Source organism: Agrobacterium sp. S7/73 (assembly GCF_019355535.1).
GTDB lineage: Bacteria > Pseudomonadota > Alphaproteobacteria > Rhizobiales > Rhizobiaceae > Agrobacterium > Agrobacterium tumefaciens.
Map to the genome: position 1 here is coordinate 1,047,900 of NZ_CP072136.1, position 16,685 is coordinate 1,064,584.

The 16,685-nt window shown below is 57.1% G+C and carries 26 protein-coding genes; 16 read left to right on the forward strand and 10 right to left on the reverse strand.

Annotated features, from left to right (window positions below; all coding sequences use genetic code 11):
- Nucleotides 1-4: 4 nt before the first annotated feature.
- The 9 genes from J5276_RS04940 to J5276_RS04980 form a co-directional block, all read right to left on the reverse strand.
- A complete protein-coding gene (locus J5276_RS04940; protein WP_236761522.1) occupies nucleotides 5-484 on the reverse strand; it encodes a pyridoxamine 5'-phosphate oxidase family protein in 480 nt (159 codons plus the stop codon).
- Nucleotides 485-1,041: 557 nt separating this feature from the next.
- The gene (locus J5276_RS04945; RefSeq protein ID WP_003515941.1) at nucleotides 1,042-1,623 is read right to left on the reverse strand and encodes a DUF1003 domain-containing protein; all 582 of its coding nucleotides are present in this window, start codon (nucleotides 1,621-1,623) and stop codon (nucleotides 1,042-1,044) included.
- A gap of 510 nt (nucleotides 1,624-2,133) precedes the next feature.
- Nucleotides 2,134-3,183 (reverse strand): tyrosine-type recombinase/integrase, encoded by a 1,050-nt coding sequence (locus tag J5276_RS04950; RefSeq protein ID WP_209159543.1) that lies wholly within the window; start codon nucleotides 3,181-3,183, stop codon nucleotides 2,134-2,136.
- Nucleotides 3,173-3,415 (reverse strand): AlpA family transcriptional regulator, encoded by a 243-nt coding sequence (locus J5276_RS04955; RefSeq protein ID WP_209159542.1) that lies wholly within the window; start codon nucleotides 3,413-3,415, stop codon nucleotides 3,173-3,175. The genes J5276_RS04950 and J5276_RS04955 overlap by 11 nt, the downstream gene beginning before the upstream one ends.
- Nucleotides 3,399-3,647 (reverse strand): hypothetical protein, encoded by a 249-nt coding sequence (locus tag J5276_RS04960; RefSeq protein WP_209159541.1) that lies wholly within the window; start codon nucleotides 3,645-3,647, stop codon nucleotides 3,399-3,401. Before J5276_RS04960 ends, J5276_RS04955 begins: the two co-directional genes overlap by 17 nt.
- A 22-nt stretch (nucleotides 3,648-3,669) precedes the next feature.
- Nucleotides 3,670-4,317: a GIY-YIG nuclease family protein gene (locus J5276_RS04965; RefSeq protein ID WP_209159540.1), complete on the reverse strand. Its 648-nt coding sequence runs from the start codon at nucleotides 4,315-4,317 to the stop codon at nucleotides 3,670-3,672.
- Nucleotides 4,318-4,328: 11 nt separating this feature from the next.
- The gene (locus tag J5276_RS04970) at nucleotides 4,329-4,466 is read right to left on the reverse strand and encodes a hypothetical protein (RefSeq protein WP_209159539.1); all 138 of its coding nucleotides are present in this window, start codon (nucleotides 4,464-4,466) and stop codon (nucleotides 4,329-4,331) included.
- On the reverse strand, nucleotides 4,463-4,819 hold the full coding sequence (locus J5276_RS04975; RefSeq protein WP_209159538.1) for a hypothetical protein: 357 nt from the start codon (nucleotides 4,817-4,819) through the stop codon (nucleotides 4,463-4,465). The genes J5276_RS04970 and J5276_RS04975 overlap by 4 nt, the downstream gene beginning before the upstream one ends.
- Nucleotides 4,820-4,917: 98 nt before the next feature.
- Entirely contained in the window at nucleotides 4,918-5,616 is a 699-nt protein-coding gene (locus J5276_RS04980) for a helix-turn-helix domain-containing protein (RefSeq protein WP_162699425.1), read from the reverse strand.
- A 1,034-nt stretch (nucleotides 5,617-6,650) separates the two neighbouring features.
- On the opposite strand from J5276_RS04980, the gene J5276_RS04985 reads away from it, so the two are divergent.
- From J5276_RS04985 to J5276_RS04995, 3 genes are all read left to right on the forward strand, one after another.
- Complete coding sequence (locus tag J5276_RS04985) at nucleotides 6,651-7,232, forward strand: hypothetical protein (RefSeq protein WP_209159537.1); 582 nt, start codon at nucleotides 6,651-6,653, stop codon at nucleotides 7,230-7,232.
- 70 nt (nucleotides 7,233-7,302) lie between these two features.
- Nucleotides 7,303-7,503 carry an AlpA family transcriptional regulator gene (locus J5276_RS04990; protein ID WP_209159536.1) on the forward strand — a complete coding sequence of 67 codons (201 nt, stop codon included), beginning with the start codon at nucleotides 7,303-7,305 and terminating at the stop codon, nucleotides 7,501-7,503.
- A gap of 112 nt (nucleotides 7,504-7,615) precedes the next feature.
- The gene (locus tag J5276_RS04995; RefSeq protein WP_209159535.1) at nucleotides 7,616-8,578 is read left to right on the forward strand and encodes a hypothetical protein; all 963 of its coding nucleotides are present in this window, start codon (nucleotides 7,616-7,618) and stop codon (nucleotides 8,576-8,578) included.
- A gap of 261 nt (nucleotides 8,579-8,839) precedes the next feature.
- Here the strand turns inward: J5276_RS04995 and J5276_RS05000 are convergent, their stop codons facing one another.
- Nucleotides 8,840-9,442: a hypothetical protein gene (locus tag J5276_RS05000; protein WP_209159534.1), complete on the reverse strand. Its 603-nt coding sequence runs from the start codon at nucleotides 9,440-9,442 to the stop codon at nucleotides 8,840-8,842.
- Between the two features lie 103 nt (nucleotides 9,443-9,545).
- Between J5276_RS05000 and J5276_RS05005 the strand changes: the two genes are divergently transcribed.
- From J5276_RS05005 to J5276_RS05065, 13 genes are all read left to right on the forward strand, one after another.
- Nucleotides 9,546-9,896, forward strand: a complete 351-nt coding sequence (locus J5276_RS05005) for a hypothetical protein (RefSeq protein WP_209159533.1) — start codon at nucleotides 9,546-9,548, stop codon at nucleotides 9,894-9,896.
- A complete protein-coding gene (locus J5276_RS05010; RefSeq protein ID WP_209159532.1) occupies nucleotides 9,893-10,174 on the forward strand; it encodes a hypothetical protein in 282 nt (93 codons plus the stop codon). Before J5276_RS05005 ends, J5276_RS05010 begins: the two co-directional genes overlap by 4 nt.
- Nucleotides 10,174-11,304, forward strand: a complete 1,131-nt coding sequence (locus tag J5276_RS05015; RefSeq protein WP_209159531.1) for a hypothetical protein — start codon at nucleotides 10,174-10,176, stop codon at nucleotides 11,302-11,304. The genes J5276_RS05010 and J5276_RS05015 overlap by 1 nt, the downstream gene beginning before the upstream one ends.
- A 60-nt stretch (nucleotides 11,305-11,364) precedes the next feature.
- Nucleotides 11,365-11,565, forward strand: coding sequence for a hypothetical protein (locus J5276_RS05020; RefSeq protein WP_209159530.1), 201 nt, complete (start codon nucleotides 11,365-11,367; stop codon nucleotides 11,563-11,565).
- Entirely contained in the window at nucleotides 11,565-11,792 is a 228-nt protein-coding gene (locus J5276_RS05025; RefSeq protein WP_209159529.1) for a hypothetical protein, read from the forward strand. The genes J5276_RS05020 and J5276_RS05025 overlap by 1 nt, the downstream gene beginning before the upstream one ends.
- An 89-nt stretch (nucleotides 11,793-11,881) precedes the next feature.
- On the forward strand, nucleotides 11,882-12,655 hold the full coding sequence (locus J5276_RS05030; protein WP_209159528.1) for an ATP-binding protein: 774 nt from the start codon (nucleotides 11,882-11,884) through the stop codon (nucleotides 12,653-12,655).
- A gap of 182 nt (nucleotides 12,656-12,837) precedes the next feature.
- Complete coding sequence (locus J5276_RS05035) at nucleotides 12,838-13,413, forward strand: DUF669 domain-containing protein (protein ID WP_209159527.1); 576 nt, start codon at nucleotides 12,838-12,840, stop codon at nucleotides 13,411-13,413.
- 57 nt (nucleotides 13,414-13,470) lie between these two features.
- Nucleotides 13,471-13,710, forward strand: a complete 240-nt coding sequence (locus J5276_RS05040; RefSeq protein ID WP_209159526.1) for an acyl carrier protein — start codon at nucleotides 13,471-13,473, stop codon at nucleotides 13,708-13,710.
- Between the two features lies 1 nt (nucleotide 13,711).
- Nucleotides 13,712-14,098, forward strand: a complete 387-nt coding sequence (locus J5276_RS05045; RefSeq protein WP_209159525.1) for a hypothetical protein — start codon at nucleotides 13,712-13,714, stop codon at nucleotides 14,096-14,098.
- Between the two features lie 59 nt (nucleotides 14,099-14,157).
- Nucleotides 14,158-15,210, forward strand: coding sequence for a DNA polymerase III subunit beta (gene dnaN / locus J5276_RS05050; protein WP_209159524.1), 1,053 nt, complete (start codon nucleotides 14,158-14,160; stop codon nucleotides 15,208-15,210).
- Nucleotides 15,210-15,497, forward strand: a complete 288-nt coding sequence (locus J5276_RS05055) for a hypothetical protein (RefSeq protein WP_209159523.1) — start codon at nucleotides 15,210-15,212, stop codon at nucleotides 15,495-15,497. Before dnaN ends, J5276_RS05055 begins: the two co-directional genes overlap by 1 nt.
- Nucleotides 15,494-15,739, forward strand: a complete 246-nt coding sequence (locus J5276_RS05060) for a hypothetical protein (protein ID WP_209159522.1) — start codon at nucleotides 15,494-15,496, stop codon at nucleotides 15,737-15,739. The genes J5276_RS05055 and J5276_RS05060 overlap by 4 nt, the downstream gene beginning before the upstream one ends.
- A 32-nt stretch (nucleotides 15,740-15,771) precedes the next feature.
- On the forward strand, nucleotides 15,772-16,668 hold the full coding sequence (locus J5276_RS05065) for an oxidoreductase (RefSeq protein WP_255609967.1): 897 nt from the start codon (nucleotides 15,772-15,774) through the stop codon (nucleotides 16,666-16,668).
- Nucleotides 16,669-16,685: the final 17 nt, after the last annotated feature.

Consider the following 16,685-nt stretch of genomic DNA (forward strand, 5'->3'; position numbering starts at 1 on the left):
CCGCTTAACGCACGAAATCTTCCCTCTGGACCGCTTTGCGGCCCGTGAGGCTTTCTTTTTGGATGCTGAAGAAAATCGGCTTGGTGGAGTCCGTTCCATTTTCGTGCTGATGGATCGTTGAGCCTCCCGGCTCCCACCAGTTCGGGTGTTTCTGGATCAGAGACCAGGCGTAGATCCGCTCGCTTTGCCATTGCTCGTTATCTTCAAGCTCCTGATAGAGGCCATGGAGAATTACGCTTGTCCATGTGCTGGTGTTTTTGACCTCATCGACCTGAAGGCAAACATGAGGGTTCAGGCGCATATTCTCTATCTTGGCTCCCATCATCGAGAAGCTGTAGACTCCACCCTCGTGAAACACGAAATGGATCGGCACCACATAGGGCCTGTCATGATCGATACAGGCAAGATGCCCGAAGCTCATCCGGGAAAGGAATGCGATGCATTCCGCCGATGTCATTTCTTCCAGATGGACACTTGACGCCATGATGATCACTCCGTTCTGGGCAGGCGACAACGATCATCTGATCGCGCCGCCTTCATTTTCCCATCTCTCGACAGCCGGGCTTCCGGATTTTTGGGTAGACTGCGATATGTCCCGGTTCTTATGGTGAGGAGCCGACGCAGCCGGGATTGGTTTACGCCTGCCGGAAGCACGTCGAATGGCGGCGATCAGAACTCGCCTGCACGCGTCGAGTTTCGACGAACCGCGTAACGTTGCAGCACCTTTTTCAAGCGTGTCGATCGCCTTGACGAGCAGGGGCCCACGATCTGGATCGACATTTCGTTTTCGATTGGTGGAAGACATTTCGTCCTCCTTTGGTTGGGGCCAAGGCAGATGCACCTTTACACAACAGCGCCCACTTCAAATGCTGCCATTGATTTATTCTGCGCTCTATATGAGGGATGCGCAAGCACATAGCTTGTCTGGAAACCATCCATGAAGTGCTGCAGCTGCTACTGTACGACCGGCACACAAAGCGCGTTCCGTTGCACATGGAATCGGCGCGCGGGCGCGATTTTCCGTATTCTGACGTAAATTTTCTAGCCTGTTTGTTTCAGCACGAGTTTTGTCAAAAGGTCGATCTGCTGCTGCTGTTTATCGACGAGGGCTTTCAGCTCGATAGAGCGCATCCGATCGAACTTATCGTGCAGCGCCATGATTTCGATCTCTGCCTTCAGATTGACCTCGTAGTCATGTGCGGCGTCGATTCGATCCTTGGCCGCATGGCGGTTCTGGCTCATCATGATCACCGGCGCCTGAACCGCTGCGAGCATGGATAAGATGAGATTGAGGAAAATGAACGGGTAGGGATCGAAGGCGTTCGAAGCCGCGATAATGTTTGCGCTCAGCCATATCGCAAGCAAAGCCGCAAATATAAGGATAAAGGTCCAGGAACCACCGAATTTGGCAACCGCATCCGCAAGCCGCTGGCCGGGCGTCAGTCTCTCGTCGAAAACCGCATTCGCGTCCGCCGAGATGGTGCGCCTTGCTGCAAGACGACGAAATATTGCTTTTTCCCTGTCCGGCAGCAGCTCAAGCGGTTTCCCCAGATAACGGCTCGCTCCCTCCGCCAGATCCTGAGGTATGAGCATGTCACTGTCGTCTTCGATATGGGTTGCCATTGTTCTTTCTCCCTTGGCTCGCGCCAATCCGACGACCGACTCCGGACCGAAGGTCGCCCCTACGCGGATCAGGTATTAGCACACGCCATCGTACCATGCTTTGCATTGAGCGGCCTTATCGGCCGGCTCGCGATCCAGGGGACGGTGTGTCGGGGAGGGCGGCGATTTGCGTTCTTCTGGGAGGCAGTTTCAGGGACGAGATTTGTCGTAACGCAACTTCATGTCACGCGGCGCAAGCGCATATCGTTACCGCCAGCGAACATATCGATGGGCATTATGCGTCTTAACTTACTGATATCTTTGATGAAGGTGGTGAGAGCGCAGGGATTCGAACCCTGGACCTACTGATTAAAAGTCAGGCTTTTATGTAATGTTTTTAAACCGCTTAATTTCAAACTGCATCTTGTAACGTACATCGAGTTTCAAAGACTTACAGTAAGTCTGCAAACTGAAAAAGCGACTGAATTTTTCAGTCGCCTTACAGTAGTTTTACATTCAGGGTTGCGCAAGCTACTTCTTTTGGCCCTGATAATCCTCCAGCTTGGCAATGGCTTGTTCAGCGAGTTCAGCTCGTCCGCCCAGATAGTGAGCGTCAAGGATAGCGTCGACGTCGCGCAGGCTGTGGCCGGTGATGGACGCGATTTGGCTGTTGTTGCAGCCCGCCATGGCCAGACGCGTGACCGCGGTTCCGCGTAGATCGTGGAACGTTAGATCATCGATGCCAGCCTTTGCTTTTGTTTTCTGGAACGATGTGTCGAAGCCATCCGACGTCCAAGGGATCTTCTTTTTCGTGTTGGTGAGAATCACCGTCGACCGTCGCGGCATCGCGTCCAAAATTTGTTTCAGCTCGTTGCCGCAAGGGATTTTCACGCGCGCGCCGGTCTTGCTCTGCTTCACCTTGATGGTCTTGCCGTCGTAGTCGCTCCATGGGGCAACCAGCAGGTCGCCTTTGCGCTGGCCAGTCCACAGGGCGAAGATAACTGCAGCCTTTATCTCCGTCGTCGCAACGGCGAACAGCTTCTGCAAGTGCTCTTCTGTCCAGATGTTTTCGGTACGGTCGGCGGAATAGAGGCGGCCGCCTTTCTCCGCAATGTTCACTGACAGCTTGCCGCGGTCCTTACCGAAGGAAAGGATGCGGGCAAGGGTGGTCCACGCATAATCCGCTGTCCGAGGCTTGTCCGCCATGCTGTCGCGCCACTTCTTGAACTCGCCTCGGTAGCGAGGATTTTGGAGCATGAAGAATGGTACCTTGCCGAACTTCTCTCGAATTAGATCGAGGTACCGGTCATACTCGCGCCGTGTCTTGTCGGCTTTCGATAAGAACTCGGTCGACGCCCTGTATTCGGTGATGAGGGCTCCCAATGTTTCACTAGGGTCAACATGGCGATCTTTCGTCGCGTCCGAAAACACCTTGATCAACATGGGGTCGCCCGGCTGCATTGGCTCGCCGCTCTTTGTTTTGAGAAGCGGACCGCCGCGCCAGGCGTAGCAGTAATAGATGGTCTTGCCGCTCGCGAGGGTCTTTTTGACCTTCATCAGCCCTTTGAGCTTAACTCGCATTTTCCCTCATCCATTTCTCATAGGGGTCTTCGTTGTCATTGGCTGACAAGCCGCTCAATTCGTCAAGGCGCGCATCGATCGCCTTCTTGTCCCATCTTCTGGTGCCGGCGATCGGCTGCGGCATCTTGAGAGTGGCCACCCACATCGAGAACGTGGACTCGGCTATGCCAAGATATTCCGCAGCCTCCCTGCGACCGATGAGGCGAGGGGTGTTGTCATTGGCTGGTGACATTTTCTGCCCCGAGACTTGATTTATTGTCATTCGCGGCACGTTGCCGTTTGAAACTTGCCGATCCCGGTATTTGTAAAGGCAGCCCGGTTTGAAGTGAAACGAGACGCGCGGTCTCCTCAAGTCGACTGCGCAGGGACCGATCTTTTTGTGTTGCGGCAATGGAGAGTATTGCCCCTGGGCTTGTGCCTTGAGCTATAAACTGTTCTGCGGAAATGATGTGATATCTTCTCATGACGATCTCCTGTGGTGGGTGATTATTTCGCTCGGTTTGCGAAATCGTAGACTGCTGTCCTCTTGTTGCTATCGGTCCAAGTGTCGAGGTCACTAACGCGGTAGAAAACGCGCCCACCCACTTTGTGGTAGGCTGGGCCGTCGCCATTTAAGCGGGTTTTATTGAGCCAAGATGCGGACATTTGGAGGTAGAACGCAGCTGATTGAGTGTTAAGCATGTCGTTCTTCGAAGCGGGGAATAAAACCTTTGCGGAGGCAGACTTTGCTTCCTTGGGCCGTTTATTGTCGGAAGACATACGCAATGATGCATTTTTCTCGCGTGCGGCAACTGCCTTGAGCAGTTCCGATATCTCCTGTCCGATGTCTTTTTGATCGTAAAACTCGTCTCGGAAGCCGTCTATTTGCTCAATGGTGACAGAGAACCATTCTCGGATAAGTTTAGCTTCTGCGAATTCCGCGTGGCACGCCCGCTCAAAAGCTAATGCAGTCTCCCTGTCCTCGAACGGCCACGTCTTCTTGAGGTATAGCCTTACTGGGGAGCCGGTCTGGCATGCAAGCAGTCGAGTGCTCGGATTTTTGGCGACGCCGATTTTTACCGCATTTTCCAGTCCGGGGTAATCTCCATCCACCGCAAAAGCATAGACGACGAAAGGTGCCTTGATCTCCGACATGGCGGGTCTCCTTAGTAAGCCCAGATCAGCACTGCGGTGATAAAGAGCGACAAAGCCAGAAAACTGGCTATGTCCTTCATCAAGTCGGCATGCTGGGTAAGGATGATCTGCTGGACGGTGGTCGGCTCGGTCGCTGCGGCCGCGCTCATTCGCCGGCATCCGGCGTCGCGCTGACCTGGCCGCAAACGGAGAGAATGTCGTAGGTGCCGCCATGCTCATGAAACAGGCGGGCGGCTTCGACCAGCGCAGAATCGTAGGAGGGATGCTCGAAGGGCCACATGCAGGGACGAATGCGTCCAGTGCTATCGCCACGGCGGAATACGAAGTGGCCGCCGCCGACTTCCTCGCCTTTACGCGGCTTCTTGGGGAAGCGGCGCATGTACTCATATTTCGTCTTGGGCTTGCCGTGCTTCTTGGCCTTGTGGTCCGGGCGCTTCATAGGCTCATCGGACTGGGCGGCAACGGCGACGTCGTCAAACTCTTCGGGACGTGGTCTGTACATTGGTAATCTCCTCTTGTGGTGGCCAGCTTGGTTTGCTGGTTGCAAGAGGAGATATAGACCGATACCGGAATGGTGTCAACCGTTAAACCGGTAAACCGTTATTTTTGGGCGTAGTCTATTTTATGGATCGAGACAACGTCGTCGCGCGGGTATTTGATTTCCATCGGGGGATTGAACTGGCAGACGACCAGATAGCTGGGCTCCCACCGCACAAACTCTTTGATGAAGCCGCGGGGAACGCCGTCCTCTTCGTTCGGCGCCAGCTGCACGATAACATCGTCGCCGCGCGCGATCGGCTTTGGCGGATTGGTCCATACCGTCTCGCCCGGCTTGTAACGCGGATACATGCTCTCGCCGTCTACATAAGATGCATATGCCTCGGCGACGCCCGCCAGGTGAGGCGGCCTCCATTCCCAGCCCATGATCTGCCCGTTAAACTCAAACTCACCGTCCGACCCTCCTTTTGACCTGCCTAGAACAGGCACGTCACGCTCCCCGGACGGCGGTTTAGGAGCGGCAATGATACTACCGGTATTGATGACAGGGGCGGTCGCCTGACGCAACGCTGGAATCATGCGCTCCGTCTTTTCCGACTCGGTCGTCGCCTCAGCCATAAGGTCCAGAAACTCCGATTCGCGCAGGCCAAGAGACCCCGCGAGCTTCTGCCAGTTGCGCATCATGGATATCTTACCCTTCTCCCAATCGGAGACGGTTGTCTGCTGCGCACCGAAAAGGTTGCCGAACGCCTTCTGCGTTAAGCCCATTTCCTTGCGCTTAGACCTTATGATGTCGCTCAACCTTGCCATGCGCACCGGTATAACGGAAAAATATTGAAAAATAAAACCGGTTTAGAGTTGACACTAAACCGGTAAAACGGTAGAACCAAAATCAACAGCGGCCACACAAGAAGCCGACAGGGCAAAAGACCCCAAGACGAACCTGCAGCATGAAAGGGAATGCGCATGTTTAAGGATTGCGAAAGAAGACGATCGACGACCCAAGCGCTGATCGTGAGAAGACGGGAGCATGAGGCTCCCACATCAAGAAGAAGATGGTGGGCCTCGACCGGCCCGCCATAGGTGGCCGGAGACGGCCCGTTATTAGAACGCCATGCGTGGCGCTGTAGTAACGAGCTAGGGAAGGGTGGCCGGCACGCCATTGAAAACCATGGACGCAACGCCATCCTTCCCGAATGAGTGCAAACGGCAGTGCCTTGCGTGCAGCGTAACCCAAAATGAACGCGCCGCGCCGTTTGCTGAGAATTTGTGAGTGTGAGGCCAACAGGCGAGCGAAAACCAATGACGTCTTGCCAAGTACTCACAATACCAATCCGCCTCGGCGGGCTTGCCATCGCGACGACCTCCAGCGACGTGAAGGCAAGCGAAGATGCAAGGAAGGGCCGTTCGCCTTGCGAAAACCGTGGCCAAATCGCCCGACCTTGCACCGAATACGCCGATGGCGCTCTGCAGCGACACGGCAAGAATAGTGAGTGTGGCCACCGTTTCGCCGCAACCCGTTCATGGAACGCCGCGCCCACTAACCAAATTTGCAAGTAGTTGATGGCCGTTGTCTCGGTGAAATCCTGGCTGTAACCGCCTCGCCACTTGCAAACCTGAATAGACGATGCGGCCGTAGGAGGCTCGGAAACCATGATCATGACGCCGCGTCGTCTAACCAAACTGCAAGGTGCTGGCCTCAGATGCGGCGCAACCCAGGCCAGGGTCGCCAGCACCCTGCGGACTCAATTGACTGAGCGGCCGTCGATCCATTGTAATCCACAAAACACGCGCCACCCAGTCAAGCACCAAAACCACCACACGAGGAGAAGCCCATGAACATGCACATCGAAACCCCGCAGCCATCCAGAAGACACAGCCGAGCCAAAGGCGCGAAATCGGCAACGCCGCAGGCGCTTATTCAGATGGCCGTTGACCGGCACAACGAAAAGACCAGCGCGGTTGATGCGCTCGTCGAACTTGCGGACGACAATGTTTCGCTCCGCAACCACCTCATCCAGCTAGGCGCAAAAGCTGCCGTTGGTGAGCGCATCCGCAGCGATAACGCGAAGATTTTCCAAGACTGCCCTGACGCCAATGTTGCCGCCCCTCGACCGCTGGTCATGAAGGAGCCGCAACTCGTCAGTTCCGCCCACCGTACGCGGATCATCAAGACGGCAGCAACTCTCCAGCTTATGGCAGTCACCCTTCCGAACGGCGTTCGGATGGCGAATGCCCGCAAGGCCGACATCGAGAACGCCGTCGCTGTCTACCAGCCGCAGGCGCAAGACATGCTGCACAAGGCTGCGTATTACCGCGCCGTTGCTGCGAAGCTGCCAGACGGCAAGCGCGTCGACGAGGTGTTCACCAACGACACGCTGACATCGATTTACGAGCAGACACGAGTTTCCGCTTAGGCGGAGTGGGTGGCCTTTGCGGCATCGAAAACCAGAAATGACGCGCCGCCCACAACATTTGGAGAAAACGATGACAGAGAAACCCCGCCTTATCAGTTTGAATGACGTCTGCAAGATGACTTCGATGTCGCGAACCATGATCAACCGTTACCGTGCGGAAGGCCGGTTCCCTCTTGCCGTTGATCTAGGTGAACGCCGAGTAGCGTTTGTCCGTGAAGAGGTTGAGGCGTGGGTGCAAGCAAAGATCGACGCCCGCAAACCTCAGCAGTAGTTTTTCAGGCTGGCCGCTAACGGCTCGAACCCCGGATGTCCAATGCCAGCCTGCACCACCCAAATTGTCAGCGGCCACCAAACCAAACGCCGCACACCACGAGGAGGCCTTCATGAACATGCAAATCAGATTTAATCCGTCCACCGAAGAACTCACCGCAACCCCTTGGCTCGCCAATCACCAGCCGCTTGGTGCGTACGATCCCGCGCCGGTCGCCGACATCGTGGGGCAGATCGTCAACTTGCACCGCCGCAGACAGGCAGCGATCCGCGCAAAGACCAAAGTCATCCTTATGATGAAAGCGGAAGTGCGCAGCCTTTTGTGCCGCGACGCCGATTTCGAAGAGGACAAAACCACCGACCGAGTGACCGCATTCGGCAAGGCACCGCGCAAGCTTACAAAGGCAGCGCAGAAACGCGTCGATGACGCCATTAAGGCCGCGATGGCAGAGATCGACGAGGGCCTGCCTCAGTCTGACGTTGCGAGCGTTATCAGCTCCTACATCGAATCTGAAAAGCTCTTCGACGCGCAGTGCGAAGGCTACGCCAAGCAGATGGTGAAGATGGTCAAGCAACTTCCCGCATACGAATTTGTAAAATCGGTGAACGGCTTCGGTGATGTGTCCTTCGCCACCATTGTCGGCGAGTGCGGCGACATCGGCACATACAAGAGCGTCTCCGCAGTTTGGAAGCGTCTCGGCCTCGCTGTCATTAACGGAAGGCGGCAGGGGAACCCTGGTGAAGGCGCAACGGCGCAGGACTGGGTAGACCACGGGTATAATCGCGCTCGCCGCTCGGTATCGTGGAACATGCGCAGCGGCATCATCGGGAATATGGGGCTATGGCGACCCGACTTCGGCAGCGACCTTTCAGCCGCCACGTATTACCAACGCGTTTACGCAGAGCGCGCCCGCTTCGAGGCTGATAAGCTTGGCCTGCCGGTGGAATGCAAGGTCAATGCCAAGGGCGTCGAGAAAGAATCATATCGCGCGCATGTCGCGACCCGCGCTCACCGCTATGTCGAAAAGCGATTGTTGAAAAATCTCTATATCGAATGGCGGAAGGCTGCAGCCTGACGCGGGAAGGCGGCCATAGTACGGACGTAACCCGCGACCCTTTTGCCGCCACCCAGAAACACAAAAGCCGGGACATAATGGACCAGCACCACCTGTATCCGTCCCGGCTCTTCCTACTGAGATGGGGGAGGAGACCTTTGCAGATCAACCCCATCCGGTCGATATCCGACACCACATCGGACAGTCAATTCCTACACAAATTTGTAGGAATTGTCAAGTGCTATAAGGTTTTACTAAATGCCTTATAACGCAACCAACCTGCTATGCCGTCACCACCCGCTCCGAAAGGACGATGACATGGACAGCTTCCACGTTCTTCACTTCAAGCTGCGAGCCATCGTAGCGGCTAAGCTGAACAGCGCCGTTGCTCATTCCTTCAAATCGTCCGATCCAAGCGAATCCGCCCGAATGCGAGAGCACGTCGTCACCAACGGCTGGCCAGCGGGAAGGGTCAAGCCACGCTTTCACGCCGACGTGGAAGACGGGCTCCATCACTTTCGTGTCGATGACGATCGCGTACCGGCCTTCGGGGATACGTTTGCGACCGTCGTTGATGGGCTCGAATTTGAATTTGCCGGCCTTGCGGTCGGAGATCTTGCCGTAGGTGCGGGCAACGGTAATAGGCGTGATGGAAGGAGCGGTTTCTGCCGCCTCGCGAGCCATCTCTGCCACTTCATCTTCGGAGACACCCAGGAAGGCGGCAATCGCCGGGAATTGCCTAGGTCTTGGAATGACGCCAGCCTTCCAGGTGCTGTAGGTCTGCTGAGGCACGCCTAGCTCTTCGTACACAGCGCGATCCTTTACGGCTCTCCGCTTCTGTTCTTTCAGTATCGACTGCAGGAGGCGCGACTTAACTTCAGGCATGCATCCACCTTGGTGAAATCTTGACAAATTTGTAAAAATAGTTTAGTTTCATAACCCTGCTGCTTTGTCAACCACAAGGCGGCCACCACGCAGAGGAGACGACATGACACTTATCACCAGCACAATGCTGGCGGATATGCACGCGCGCCGTGAGAACGGCGAGAGCGTCGCAGATATTGCCGCCAGATACAACGTCAAGCCAATGGCCGCATACCAGCGGCTGCGGCGCACATACGGCCTGCACAAGCAGCGCGCAATCATCCCAGCCAATGACAACAATCCCTACCGCACGACGCACCTGGCGCCGCACAACGGCGGTTGCTCTACGCTATCCGGCCTCATGCCGGTTTCGCTGCCGCGCGTTCTGACCGCGGCGAACGACAACATCGACGATTCTGACTTGCAGGCCGGTCTGGCAGTCAACGACTACGCGCTGGGTGGGGTGGCGGCATGACCTGCGACTGCGATTTCTTCAATTTCGGCGATCCGGTCCGCAACCGGCAAAACCCTCATCTTACCGGCGTCGTTATCGGCGACCGCAACTGGGGCAGTGAGTATCAGGTGCGCCTTGCTGACGGCGCGACAACGATCTGGTGGCACGGCTTTGAGATCGAGCACGATCCGGATGGCGAGCCGCCTGCAAAAGAGGACGACGACACGAACGTCGTCAAGGTCGACTTCACACAATGGCGCGCGATGACCGCCGAAACAACAACGGAAGGAGCTGCGTGATGGGTGAGCAGAGATACAAGGTTGGCGACTGGGTTCGCGTCATAGACAATCGCGGTGCGCCGACGGACTATAAAAAGGACGACGTTTGCCAAGTCACCGCCGTGCGCGACGATCTAGTCTTCTCGAATAAAAAGCCCGGAATGTTTGCCAAGCGCTTCGAACCATGGCAGCCGCGCGTCGGCGAGCGTGTGCGATACTGCGGAAAGAGCGCAGTCTACAGCGAGAGGGAGCTGGTTGGGCTGGAAGGCGAAGTCACCGAATTGAACGGCAATCTTGTCAACGTTAAATGGGACAAAACGATTGTCGATGGCATCCGGACCGGTGGCGCGAAGTACATCGAGAACCTAGAGCCCAACCTCTCCACAGAGACTCCCGCAAAGTCCGTCACACTCAAGATCGAGGCCGGCAAGTTCTACAAGACGCGCGATGGCCGAAAGGTCGGGCCTATGGTCGAAGACAAATGGCACGATCGCCGCTACGGCTGGACAGTCGCGCACGAATTCAACGCCGAATACGGTAAGGCGTGGCGCGGAGATGGAACGTTCCATCCTGACGTTGGCACGCAACATGGTGCTGACCTCATCGCCGAATGGATCGACGAGCCAGCCGCTAAGGCCAGCAACGATAACACCACGCCGAAGTTCAAGGTCGGCGACATCGTGAAGCGTTCGAGAGGTTTCATGCCTCACCAGCGACTTCGCATCACCAAAGCCGAGGGCGAGCGTTATAGCGTCGAATGGCTGGTCGGCGGACCTGGTAGTATCGATACCTGGCGCGGGTATGAATTCGAGCTGGTTACTCCGGCACCCACACCCATCTCTATCGTCGCTCTCATCGAGAGCGGCCTGCCCAAGCCATCCTCGACGCCTCATGTCCACACATCCACCGGCGCGGCCGAGAAGGAAGCCAAGCGCCTTGCGGCCAAATACAAGGGCCAGCAGTTCGGCGTGTTCACGCTGACTACCACCCACGAAGAATCCGCGCCGGTCTATGACCACAAGTGGCAGAACATGGCGTACCTAGGCCTCAAGATTGATGCCATCAAGGAACTGCGAGCTGTTGCCGGCCTTACTTTGAAGGGTGCCAAAGACGCCGTCGAGGCATGGATCGAATACGAGAACGCAGCCTAACCAGCGCCAGCGGCTGGCTACCAACCAGCCGCACTTCACCACATCATTGAGGAGACTATTATGAAGGATGCTTTCGCAATCCTCGGCGCGACGCTCATCACGCTTGTGCCGCTCAGCGCTGTCATTGCTGCAGTCGCCGCATGGGTGACGCACGTCTATGTGTGTATTCAGGCCAGTGCATGGATCCTGCTGACCTTTGGGTGCGTCGTCGCGCCTGTCGGCATCATCCACGGCATCGGTGTTTGGTTGGGAGCGTTCTAATGACGTCCCCTTGGTACACCGAGTCCATCACCGCACCTCCGCTCGACCACGTGCCGGTCACGCCTACGCCGCGCAAATACGTCCTTCGCGGACTGAAGCGCGGTGCAATCGCCGCCGTTACAGCAGCCGCGGCCATAGGCCTAATTATGCTGTTCCCGTTTGCACTCGTCGCAATCGCCGCGCTCGGCGCCTTCTGGTGGCTCTTTTGCCTCCTGTTCGCACGCTGATCACTCATTGGCGGTGGCTCATGGTCTTTGCAGCCGCCGCCTACATCGCAGCCATCATTTTCACCGCACCACCACACTGAGGAGGCCTTATGGCTATTTCACTTAGCAGCTTGAAGTCGACGAAGAGAGCTGACCCGCCAGTCATCCTACTCTACGGCGTCGACGGTATCGGCAAAACCAGCCTTGCCGCCGAATTTCCTGACGCGCTCTATCTGCCCACGGAAGGCGAGCGCATGCCGTCCGACATCGAGCTTGTCACGCCCGGCACCATTGAAAGCTTCGACGAGCTGCTCGACGTGTTCGGCGAACTGCTAACTGATGAGCACGACCGCAAGACAGTTATCATTGACAGCCTCGACGGTCTGGAGCCGTTGGTCTGGGCCGCGACATGCCGTCGTATCGGTGTGGCTTCGATCGAGGAGGCTGGCTTCGGCAAGGGTTACGTTGAAGCCGACAGCGAATGGAATGAGCTCATGGCGGCTGTATCTGCCCTCGCTCAACGCGGCATCTGCGTGGTCATGCTTGCTCACCCTGAAATCGTCCGCTTCGACAGCCCTGTCACCGACCCGTACAGCCGCTATCAACCGAAGCTGCACAAGCGCGCCAATGCCTTGGTGCGCGAGAAGTCCGACATCGTCGCGTTTATGAACTATCGCATCTCTATCAAGGAGAAGGAAGTCGCGCGGCAAACCAAAGTCTCACACGCTGAGGGCGGCAAAGAGCGTCAGGTGCATCTGTCGGAAGGCGCCGGCTTCAACGCGAAGAACCGCTACAGCATGCCTGATGCCGTGCCTTACCGAAAAGGGCAGGGCTATGCCGAACTGGCGAAGCACTTCCCGGCGCCGACGGGAGTGGCCGCATGACCATGTTTCGCGGCGAGTCGTGGTTCGCGTGGCATCCCGTAAAGGCACGCACTCGATCCGGTCAGTTGATCTGGGTCTGGCTCACTCATGTCTGGCGCGACCAGGCATCGACGCAATTCGGTAGCGGGCCTTTCCGCTACTACCTCCGCTAAGGCACCCCACCACACCACAGGAGACTACGCATGGCCAAGATTGGCGTAAGAGTCGAAGCGACCGAAGAGAACACCCAGCAGCGCGATTTCACCAACCTGCCGAATGGCGACTACCAGCTTGAGATCAGCGCGTCCGAGATCAAGGAAAAGAACAAGGATACCCGCGATCACGCCATCAATCTGAGCGTGACAATCGACGTCCTTGCTCCCGAGGAACTCAAAGGCCGCAAGGTCTTCAACAACTACAATCTGCAGCATCCAAATTCTCAGACGCAGGAGATCGGCCAGCGCCAGTTTGCCTGCCTCCTGCGCTCACTCGGCCTCAATGAGGCTCCTGAAGATTCTGATGAATTGCATTTCATCTCGTTCTTCGCCCGCATCGGAATGGGCAAGGACAGCAAGGAGAAAAACGCCGACGGTACGCCGAAGTACGCGGCCCGCAACGAGTTGAAGAAGTACTACTACCCTGATGAGGGCAACCTGCCTGAGCCGAAGGTTGATGCTGCGCCAGCCGCCGCCAACGACAACCGCCGCACTGCCGCCAGCAATGACAACAAGCCTGCCGCTGCTGCTGCCGGTACGACACGCCGACCTTGGGGCAAGTAACCACACCACGGCGGGCCCTTACCAGCGGCCCGCTACTTCACCACAAGAGGAGACACCATGACCACTTTTGAAAAACTGAAAGGCATCATCGTCGAAAACTTCGGCGTGGATGCGGATCACATCACACCGGAGGCCAGCATCTACGCTGATCTCAATCTCGACAGCCTCGACGAGGTCGAGCTTGCGATTGAAATCGAGAACGATTTCGAGATCGAAGTCAGCGACGAGCAGATTGAGGCCAGCTTCACCGTCGGCGATCTCGTCAAGGTTATCGATACGCAGTTGGGGGCGAAGTGACATGGGTGACAAGAATTACAAATGGTATGTCGCAGGCAGCGTCGACGCTGAAATCTTCACAAGCCAAAGCGACACGCGCGAGGATGCGTTGGCGCAGGCAAAATCAGAATATGGCGACGATCCGTTCGTCTTGATCGAGGCTGATAAGTCGGTCGTAAAGCCAAATTTCAACGCGGACAATATCGCTTCTGAAATCATAGAAGAGCTGGCCGAAAACAACCCTGAATGCTGGGGCGACGATGGTGATGAAGGCGCGTGGGGCGACACCTCGTCGCTGGAGCGCGCGATAGAAAAGGCTGTCGCGTATTGGTTGACCGATGTTCCGCCAAAAACATTTTGCGTTGATCACTTCCGCACCACGGAATTCTTCAACGGCGCAACCGCCTAACACCACCAGCCTGCCGCTCACTACGGCAGGCACCACCACACACCACCGAGGAGACACCCATGCACCTTGTCATCCACAAGGAAGACCTGACGCGTGCGCTTGCCGCCACAACGAAGGTCGTCGAGGCGAGATCCACCATTCCCATCCTTTCGAGCGTTCAGCTTGCGGCTGCCGGCGACGGGCTCGCGATCACCGCGACCGACCTCGATATCAGCGCCACCGCAGGCGTGCCTGCCGACATCACAAAGCCCGGCAACATCTGCGTTAGCGCCAAGCTGCTCAACGACATCGCGCGCAAGGCAACCGGCGACATCACCATGACACTGGATGGTGACAAGCTTCTGGTGAAGTCCGGACGGTCGCGCTTTTCTCTTGCCACGCTGTCAGCGGATGACTTCCCAACGCTCGGTGACGACAAGTTCGACGCTGAATTCGAGATCGATCTGGCAGGACTGTTCGCGCCAGTGTCGTTCGCCATTTCGACTGAGGAAACCCGCTATTATCTGAACGGCGTGTTCTTCAAGGGCGGCGGCAAGTCGGAAGCCGTAGCCACCGACGGCCATCGTCTCGGGCGTCACATCGGCCCGGAGCTGCCAGCCTTCGAGGGCATTATCGTGCCGCGCAAGACCGTTGGCCTGCTTCCAAAGGGCAAGGTGCAGGTGGCCGTCAGCCAACAGAAAATCCGTATCGTGTCGGACGACGTGCGAATTACCTCAAAGCTGATCGACGGCACGTTCCCAGATTACGAACGCGTCATTCCGAAAAGCAACGAACGCGTCGTGACTGTCGATCGCGATGCACTGATGAAGGCGTCCGATCGGGTGTCGACGGTGTCATCTGAAAAGGGCCGCGCCGTGAAGTTCAGCATCGCACCCGGCAGTATCGCGCTCGCTGTTGCAGCTGGCGAGGCGTCGGCAAATGACGAAGTTGAGGCGGAATACAGCGGCGAGCCGATGGATATCGGTTTCAATGCGGCATACGTCCGCGACGTGCTGAATGTGTTGCCAGCTGGTCCGGTCAAGCTAGCCTTGCAGGACGGCGGCACGCCGGGGCTCATCACGTCCGACGGCTTCGAGGGGCTGACGCTCGTTTGCATGCCGATGCGCGTCTGATGAGCACCGAGAACCAGAACGGCGGGCTATGGAGGCCCGCCAACTCCACCGAAGGCGCAGATTTCGAGCGCAGCTGGTGCCGCCACTGCCGCAGTGATGAAGGCGAGAACTGGGAAGATGAGTTTGGCAACGACGTTCCCGGCGTCTGCGTAATCCGAGCGCAAGCCCTATGGGGCGGTCAGCCTGACGAGTGGGTGCGCCGTGAAGGCATGCCTTGGTGTCTGTCGTTCGCGCAGGATCCTGAGAAGCCAGCTCGCTGCCTGTTTACGAAGGAGATGGATGTATGAAGTCCTTCATGGGAATGCCCATCGTTACCAACAGTTTGCTGACTGTGCCGGCAGAAGACTGGTCAGGTGTAAGATCACCGGCGCGCGCACGCCGCCGCATGCGACGTGGGTTCCGCCAGAACATTCGCTATTATGATGCGCCGACGCCCAAGGCGATGATCATCGGCGGCGTGATGTACGTGCACCCTGACATGCTTGCTGCAATGATGAAACGCGCGCACGAAGCGGGCTCGTTCGTGTAATGGCCCCACTACCCAAACCGGAATCATCTACCGTGAGGGCAATATATCAAGCCTACGAAGCCGCAGCCTCGTCATGGGACAGCCTCGGCATATCCGTCGGCGAGGCCAATAACCCATGCGACCGCGCACTCTGGTACGCCTTCCGCTGGGCAACTCCGCTCGAAAAGCACCACGGTCGCCAGCTGCGCCTGTTTGAAACCGGCAACATTGAAGAAGACCGGCTCGTTGCCGATCTCGAGCGCATCGGCGTCGATGTCTACGGACAGCAGGACAAGATCAGGCTGGTGCAGGGACACGTGCGTGGCAAGTGCGACGGCAAAGCGATGGGCGTTGTTGAGGCGCCTAAGACCGAGCACCTGCTTGAGTTTAAATCAAGTAATGCCAAAGGCATGAAGCTGATTGTTAAAGAGGGGTGCGAGAAGGCCAAGCCGCTTCATTATGGCCAATGCCAGCTCGGAATGCACGCCTTTGGACTGTCACGCTGCCTCTACCTCGTCAGCTGCAAAGACGACGACACGCTCTATGCCGAGCGCATCGAATACGATCCGGAGTTCTGCCTGCGTCTGCTGGCGCGGCTGGAGCGAATTATCAACTCGCCGGAGCCGCCTTCACGCATCAACGAGGCACCGGACTGGTTCGAATGCATGTTCTGCAAGCACAAGCCTGTCTGTAAGGAGGGCGCTTGGCCACGCGTCACGTGCCGGGCGTGTATCCACTCCTCGCCAGAGGTGGGCGGCGACGGCCATTGGTCATGCGCACGCTGGGCAAAGCCGATCTCATTCGACGAGCAGAAGGAAGGCTGCCCTACGCATCTGACGATACCGGCACTCGTGCCAGGCGAACAGATAGATTGCGATGAGGAAGCAGAGACGATCGCTTACGTGCTGCGAGACGGCACGACATGGATTGATGGCGCCACCAACGCCTGACCACACTACATGAGGAG

Excerpts from the sequence above, each read along its gene's own strand:
- J5276_RS04940 (WP_236761522.1), bottom strand. The coding sequence starts at position 484 with ATGGCGTCAAGTGTCCATCTGGAAGAAATGACATCGGCGGAATGCATC.
- J5276_RS04945 (WP_003515941.1), bottom strand. The coding sequence starts at position 1,623 with ATGGCAACCCATATCGAAGACGACAGTGACATGCTCATACCTCAGGAT.
- J5276_RS04950 (WP_209159543.1), bottom strand. The coding sequence starts at position 3,183 with ATGCGAGTTAAGCTCAAAGGGCTGATGAAGGTCAAAAAGACCCTCGCG.
- J5276_RS04955 (WP_209159542.1), bottom strand. The coding sequence starts at position 3,415 with ATGTCACCAGCCAATGACAACACCCCTCGCCTCATCGGTCGCAGGGAG.
- J5276_RS04960 (WP_209159541.1), bottom strand. The coding sequence starts at position 3,647 with ATGAGAAGATATCACATCATTTCCGCAGAACAGTTTATAGCTCAAGGC.
- J5276_RS04965 (WP_209159540.1), bottom strand. The coding sequence starts at position 4,317 with ATGTCGGAGATCAAGGCACCTTTCGTCGTCTATGCTTTTGCGGTGGAT.
- J5276_RS04970 (WP_209159539.1), bottom strand. The coding sequence starts at position 4,466 with ATGAGCGCGGCCGCAGCGACCGAGCCGACCACCGTCCAGCAGATCATC.
- J5276_RS04975 (WP_209159538.1), bottom strand. The coding sequence starts at position 4,819 with ATGTACAGACCACGTCCCGAAGAGTTTGACGACGTCGCCGTTGCCGCC.
- J5276_RS04985 (WP_209159537.1), top strand. The coding sequence starts at position 6,651 with ATGAACATGCACATCGAAACCCCGCAGCCATCCAGAAGACACAGCCGA.
- J5276_RS04990 (WP_209159536.1), top strand. The coding sequence starts at position 7,303 with ATGACAGAGAAACCCCGCCTTATCAGTTTGAATGACGTCTGCAAGATG.
- J5276_RS04995 (WP_209159535.1), top strand. The coding sequence starts at position 7,616 with ATGAACATGCAAATCAGATTTAATCCGTCCACCGAAGAACTCACCGCA.
- J5276_RS05000 (WP_209159534.1), bottom strand. The coding sequence starts at position 9,442 with ATGCCTGAAGTTAAGTCGCGCCTCCTGCAGTCGATACTGAAAGAACAG.
- J5276_RS05005 (WP_209159533.1), top strand. The coding sequence starts at position 9,546 with ATGACACTTATCACCAGCACAATGCTGGCGGATATGCACGCGCGCCGT.
- J5276_RS05010 (WP_209159532.1), top strand. The coding sequence starts at position 9,893 with ATGACCTGCGACTGCGATTTCTTCAATTTCGGCGATCCGGTCCGCAAC.
- J5276_RS05015 (WP_209159531.1), top strand. The coding sequence starts at position 10,174 with ATGGGTGAGCAGAGATACAAGGTTGGCGACTGGGTTCGCGTCATAGAC.
- J5276_RS05020 (WP_209159530.1), top strand. The coding sequence starts at position 11,365 with ATGAAGGATGCTTTCGCAATCCTCGGCGCGACGCTCATCACGCTTGTG.
- J5276_RS05025 (WP_209159529.1), top strand. The coding sequence starts at position 11,565 with ATGACGTCCCCTTGGTACACCGAGTCCATCACCGCACCTCCGCTCGAC.
- J5276_RS05030 (WP_209159528.1), top strand. The coding sequence starts at position 11,882 with ATGGCTATTTCACTTAGCAGCTTGAAGTCGACGAAGAGAGCTGACCCG.
- J5276_RS05035 (WP_209159527.1), top strand. The coding sequence starts at position 12,838 with ATGGCCAAGATTGGCGTAAGAGTCGAAGCGACCGAAGAGAACACCCAG.
- J5276_RS05040 (WP_209159526.1), top strand. The coding sequence starts at position 13,471 with ATGACCACTTTTGAAAAACTGAAAGGCATCATCGTCGAAAACTTCGGC.
- J5276_RS05045 (WP_209159525.1), top strand. The coding sequence starts at position 13,712 with ATGGGTGACAAGAATTACAAATGGTATGTCGCAGGCAGCGTCGACGCT.
- dnaN (WP_209159524.1), top strand. The coding sequence starts at position 14,158 with ATGCACCTTGTCATCCACAAGGAAGACCTGACGCGTGCGCTTGCCGCC.
- J5276_RS05055 (WP_209159523.1), top strand. The coding sequence starts at position 15,210 with ATGAGCACCGAGAACCAGAACGGCGGGCTATGGAGGCCCGCCAACTCC.
- J5276_RS05060 (WP_209159522.1), top strand. The coding sequence starts at position 15,494 with ATGAAGTCCTTCATGGGAATGCCCATCGTTACCAACAGTTTGCTGACT.